The organism is Pseudostreptobacillus sp. (assembly GCF_977040545.1).
Map to the genome: position 1 here is coordinate 1 of NZ_CDRRBS010000076.1, position 5,706 is coordinate 5,706.

Genomic DNA, 5,706 nt, shown 5'->3' on the forward strand with positions numbered 1-5,706 from the left:
TACGAGTATAGTTAATTTTAAAACATTTGAAGTTAAATCTGGAGAATTAGAACTTAAGAAAAATATAGAAGTTTCAAATATAGATTTAAAAGATAGTACAAAACTTGATTTAAACTTTATAAATAATGGAACAATAACTTCAAAAATCATAGGAACAGGGGATTTAATAAAAGTAGGAACTACAAAAATTGATATAGAAGGTTCTAAGTTAAATAACACAGGAAGTATTGACCTACAAGCAGGAGAATTAAGTGTTACAGGAGATAAAGTATTAAGTAATAAAGTAAAAGGAAGTGCAGACTTAACATTTAAAAATTCTAATGTAGAAGTAAAAGATATAGAAAACTTTAGTGGAAACTTAAACTTAGAAAATTCAACATTAACACTAAAAGAAGATAAATCATTAAATACAGATACAAAGATAATAGCTAAGGAAAGTTCAAATATTAAGATAGACTTAGCAAAAGATAAAGTATTAAGTAAATTAAATGTAGAAAATAAAGGTCTAGATACAAATAAGATAGAAAAACTAGGAGAAGCTAAACTAACACTAGGAGAAAATCTAAATATTAAGAACTTTAAGAATTTAGATGTAAAAGCAGGAACATTAGAAATAAGTAAAAATATACCAATAGAAAATGTTAATGTAGATACAAATACTAAATTAAATGTAAATAATACTACAGATATTGAAATGACATCAAATATTAAAGGTTCTGGAGATATAGTAAAACTTGGAGCAGGTAAATTAAGTATAGCTTCAAGTAAACTTAATAATTTAGGGGATATAGAAATTTCTAGGGGTAATTTAGAAGTTAATTTAGATGATTTAAAAGTATTTTCTAATAAATTAAAAGGTACTGGAAGTTTAGATGTTATAGCTTCACATTCTAATAAAGTTGAATTTAAGGAACTTAAAGAGTTTACAGGAAATATAAATGGTAGGGATGTTGATATAACTCTTAATGGAGATAATTCTCTTAACTCAACAGTTAATTTAAGTGGAACAAGTAAATTGAATATTATAAATGATAAAAAATATTCTGATTTAACCTTAAATGTTGAAAATGGAAAAACAGTTATTAATTCAGAAAATAAAATAGATGCTACAATTAATATTAAAGAAAATTCTTCTTTAGTTATTAATAAAGATACTAATATTAATAAGGTTAATAATGAAGGAACTGTAGTATTGGAAAACTCTAAATTACATCTTGATGGGTATAATTCAGATAAAGGTATAGTTGATATAAACTTAAAAAATAAGGTTGAAGGTATATTAGATATTAAAAATTCTGAAAAAGATGTTAATGTTAAAGTTAATATGTCAAATGAAGTAATTGAAGAATTGAAAAATACTCAATTATTGTTAGCAAGTTCTAATAAAAATGTAAATATTTTAAATTTAGATGATATTAATAAAAATTTAGTTAGAAAATTAATGTTTAAATCTGAAAATAATAATTACTATATATATTCAATGTTAAAAAGTAGAGATTTAAGTTATTCAAATATAGTTAATAATTTAGATTCTATTTATAGAAATGTATATAAAATGAATTATGGTAAATTTATTGAAGCAAGATATACACATCAAACAATAGTTGATAATAAAGAAAAAGTGTTTGAAAATTCAAAATATACTACAGAAAATAATACAGATGAGTTAGGTATAAATGGTTCATATTATATAGATAAACTTAATTTAGGAATTAATTTAGAATATATTCATTCAAGAAATTCATTAAGTATGAAAGTTGTTGATGGTGGAAGCACTAATACTAATTATTCTATTCATAGTTTAATAGCTAAAACTGGTTATAAAAAGGGAATATTTGATATATCAGCTCGTATAGGTGTAAGTAATATAAGCATACTGTATAGTGAACCAGAAAATATAAAAGCTATAATGAATGGTTTAGCAATAGGTATAAATCCAGAATATAGATTTAATAAAAATACTTTAGTTAGATATGTTAATGAATTTGGTTATGAAAATATATCATTAAGTGGTAAATATATTACAAAGGCAAGATTATTTAATATATACTATAAGACTGGATTATCTTTAAATCATAAATATATAGATTTAGATTTACTTGCAGATTTAAGACATGTAGATAATAATACATCAACAAATAAAGATGTAGAAATTGATGTAAAAAATAAATATGTTGAAGTAAATACATTATTAAAATTAACTGCTAAACCAACAGATTCGTTAAGATTAAATACTGAAGTAGAATTGAAATTTAATCAAAACAAATTTGCTAAATATATACTAAATAGTGGAATTCAATTTAGATGGTAGTAATTAAAATTTAGGGAATTATATTTAATATAATTCTCTTTATTTTTATATAATTTTTTTACTTATAAATAATATGAAATTGAATAATAATATATAAATTCAATTTCACAATATGGAATCACGGTCTTACTGAAAGTGCTTTTTTTCTTGTAAAAATTAGATAAACTGTAAAAAATATAAAGTTAAAATAATAACTTTGAAATGATGTTGACTTTATTTAATATTAAGAATATATTATTTATATAGAGTATAAATAAATTTGGAGGTTTATTTAATGGAAAAATTAAGTAAAGAGCAATTATTAAAAATGTACAAACAAGTACAAGAAATTAGACAATTTGATGATAAAGTAAAACAATTAGTATCAAAAGGGAAAGTTCCTGGAATGACACATTTTTCAGTAGGGGAAGAAGCATCAAGTGTTGGAGCTATGGCTGCACTAAATAGTGATGATATAATTACATCTAATCATAGAGGTCATGGTCAAGCAATAGCTAAAGGAATAGATTTAAATGCTATGATGGCAGAAATTTTAGGTAAATATACAGGTATATGTAAAGGTAAAGGTGGATCTATGCATATAGCTGATGTTGAATCTGGAAATCTTGGTGCAAATGGTATAGTTGGTGGAGGACATGGACTTGCAGTTGGTGCAGCTCTTACTCAACAAATGAAAAAAACTGGTAAAATTGTAGTTTGTTTCTTTGGAGATGGAGCTACAAATGAAGGAAGTTTCCATGAAGCTATGAATATGGCTTCAATATGGAAATTACCGGTAATATTCTATTGTTTAAACAATGGATATGGAATAAGTGCAAATATACACAAAATGGTTAATGTAGAACATTTATATGAAAGAGCAGCAGCTTATGGAATGCCATTTAAATATATAGAAGATGGAAATGATGCTGTGTCAGTATATAATACATTTAAAGAAGCAGTAGACTATGTAAGAGAAGGTAATGGTCCTATATTTGTTGAAAGTATAACATATAGATGGTATGGTCACTCTTCATCAGATCCTGGTAAATATAGAACTAGAGAAGAAGTTGAAGAATGGAAGAAAAAAGATCCAATATTGAAATTAGCAAACTATATAGTAGGGAATAAGATCGCTACAGAAGAAGAATTAAAAAATATTGAATTAGAAGTAAAAAATATGGTAGATGGGGCAGTTAAATTTGCTGAAGAAAGCCCATTACCACCATTAGAAACAGCGTTTGAAGATATTTACGCAGATTAATTTAAGGAGAAGAATGACTTATGGAAACTAAAGATATGAAATTTAAAGAAGCGATAATATTAGCAATGTCAGAAGAAATGAGAAGAGATCCAGATGTATTGTTAATGGGAGAAGATGTTGGAGTGTTCGGAGGAGACTTTGGAACTTCAGTTGGTATGATAGAAGAATTTGGACCAGAAAGAGTAAGAGATTGTCCTATATCAGAAGCTGCGATAGCAGGAGCTGCATCAGGAGCTGCTATGACAGGATTAAGACCAATAGTAGATGTTACTTTTATGGATTTTATTGTTATAGCAATGGATGCTATAGTTAACCAAGCTGCTAAAACTAGATATATGTTTGGAGGTAAGGGAAAAGTACCGGTAACATTTAGAGTTGCTGCAGGAAATGGAGTAGGATCTGCTGCGCAACATTCACAATCACTTGAATCTTGGTTTACACATATACCTGGACTTAAAGTTGTAGCACCAGGAACACCAGGAGATATGAAAGGATTATTAAAAGCTTCAATAAGAGATAACAATCCAGTTATAATATTAGAATATAAATCAGAATTTAATCAAAAAGGTCCAGTACCTGTAGATCCTGAGTATGTTATACCATTAGGTGTTGGAGAGATAAAAAAAGAAGGTAAGGATGTTACAGTAGTTACTTATGGTAAAATGTTATCAAGAGTAATGAAAGCAGCAGAAGACTTAGAAAAAGAAGGAATTTCAGTTGAAGTTGTAGATCCACGTACATTAATACCTTTAGATAAAGATATAATAATAAATTCAGTTAAAAAGACAGGTAAAGTTGTACTTGTAAATGATGCACATAAAACTAGTGGATTTATAGGTGAAATTTCAGCAATAATTTCGGAATCAGAAGCATTTGATTACTTAGATGCTCCTATAAGAAGAGTAGCTGGAGAAGATGTACCTATGCCTTATGCACAAAATTTAGAGTTTGCAATGATACCAACAGTAGATTCAATTAAAGATGCAATAAGAAAAACAGTAAATAAACAGTAGAGGTGAGAATATGGAAAAGGAATTATTAAGAGCAACACCTGCTGCAAGAAAATTAGCTTCTCAATTAAAACTTGATTTATCAGCAATACCAGGAACTGGTGCATTTGGAAGAGTTCATAAGGATGATGTAGCTTCATATAAGGAAGAAGCATTTGTTAAAATTTCACCTGTAGCTAGAAGAATGGCTGAAGTTAATGGAATTGATTGGCAAGGTGTTAAAGGTACAGGTGTAAGAGGTAAAATAATGAAAAATGATATTTTAGCCTTACTTGGAGATGGTAAACAGGAAGTTAAAGTTGAAAAACAAGAACAAGAAATTATTAAGGTTGAAACTCCTGTTACTGAAAATAGTGATCAATATGGTGAAATTGAACATATACCAATGACTGCAATGAGAAAGGTTATTGCAAAACGTATGGTTGAAAGTTATTTAACAGCACCAACATTTACATTAAATTACGATATAGATATGACAGAGGTTATAGCTTTAAGAAAGAAAGTTTTAGAACCAATTTTAGAAACAACTGGTAAAAAAGTTACAGTAACAGATATAATATCACTTGCAGTTATTAAGACTTTAATGAAACATAAATACTTAAATTCTTCATTAACTCCAGATGGTCAAACAATAATTGCACATAATTATGTTAATTTAGCAATGGCAGTAGGATTTGATGGTGGATTATTGACGCCAGTTGTATATAATGCTGAAAAAATGAGTTTATCTGAGCTTGTTGTAGCTCTTAAAGATGTAACAAGTAGAGCATTAAATATGAAACTTGCACCAAGTGAATTACAAGGATCAACATTTACTATAAGTAACTTAGGAATGTATGGAGTTTCTTCATTTGGACCAATAATAAACCAACCTAATTCGGCTATATTAGGTGTAAGTGCAACAATAGAAAAACCTGTTGTAATAAATGGAGAAATTAAAGTTAGACCTATAATGAGTTTAGGATTAACTATAGATCATAGAGTGGTAGATGGATTAGCTGGAGCTAAGTTCATGAAGGATTTAAAAGAATTGTTAGAAAATCCAATTACAATGTTAATATAAGGAGGAAAAATGGCATTAGAAATTATTATGCCCAAAGCTGGGATAGATATGACTGAGGGTGAAATTGTTGAATGGAAAA

At 27.4% G+C, this 5,706-nt stretch carries 4 protein-coding genes; all 4 read left to right on the forward strand.

From position 1 onward, the window contains the following. Positions 1-2,311 (forward strand): hypothetical protein (locus ACWYO2_RS04650; RefSeq protein ID WP_455515326.1); only part of this gene is annotated, 2,311 nt, incomplete at its 5' end. Positions 2,312-2,585: 274 nt separating this feature from the next. Further along, a complete protein-coding gene (locus tag ACWYO2_RS04655; protein WP_455515327.1) occupies positions 2,586-3,554 on the forward strand; it encodes a thiamine pyrophosphate-dependent dehydrogenase E1 component subunit alpha in 969 nt (322 codons plus the stop codon). A 20-nt stretch (positions 3,555-3,574) separates the two neighbouring features. Next, a complete protein-coding gene (locus tag ACWYO2_RS04660) occupies positions 3,575-4,567 on the forward strand; it encodes an alpha-ketoacid dehydrogenase subunit beta (RefSeq protein WP_455515328.1) in 993 nt (330 codons plus the stop codon). A gap of 10 nt (positions 4,568-4,577) precedes the next feature. After that, on the forward strand, positions 4,578-5,627 hold the full coding sequence (locus ACWYO2_RS04665; protein ID WP_455515329.1) for a dihydrolipoamide acetyltransferase: 1,050 nt from the start codon (positions 4,578-4,580) through the stop codon (positions 5,625-5,627). Positions 5,628-5,706: the final 79 nt, after the last annotated feature.

Bases quoted from the DNA above. Each gene is read 5' to 3' on its own strand.
- ACWYO2_RS04660 (WP_455515328.1), top strand. From the start codon at position 3,575: ATGGAAACTAAAGATATGAAATTTAAAGAAGCGATAATATTAGCAATG.
- ACWYO2_RS04655 (WP_455515327.1), top strand. From the start codon at position 2,586: ATGGAAAAATTAAGTAAAGAGCAATTATTAAAAATGTACAAACAAGTA.
- ACWYO2_RS04665 (WP_455515329.1), top strand. From the start codon at position 4,578: ATGGAAAAGGAATTATTAAGAGCAACACCTGCTGCAAGAAAATTAGCT.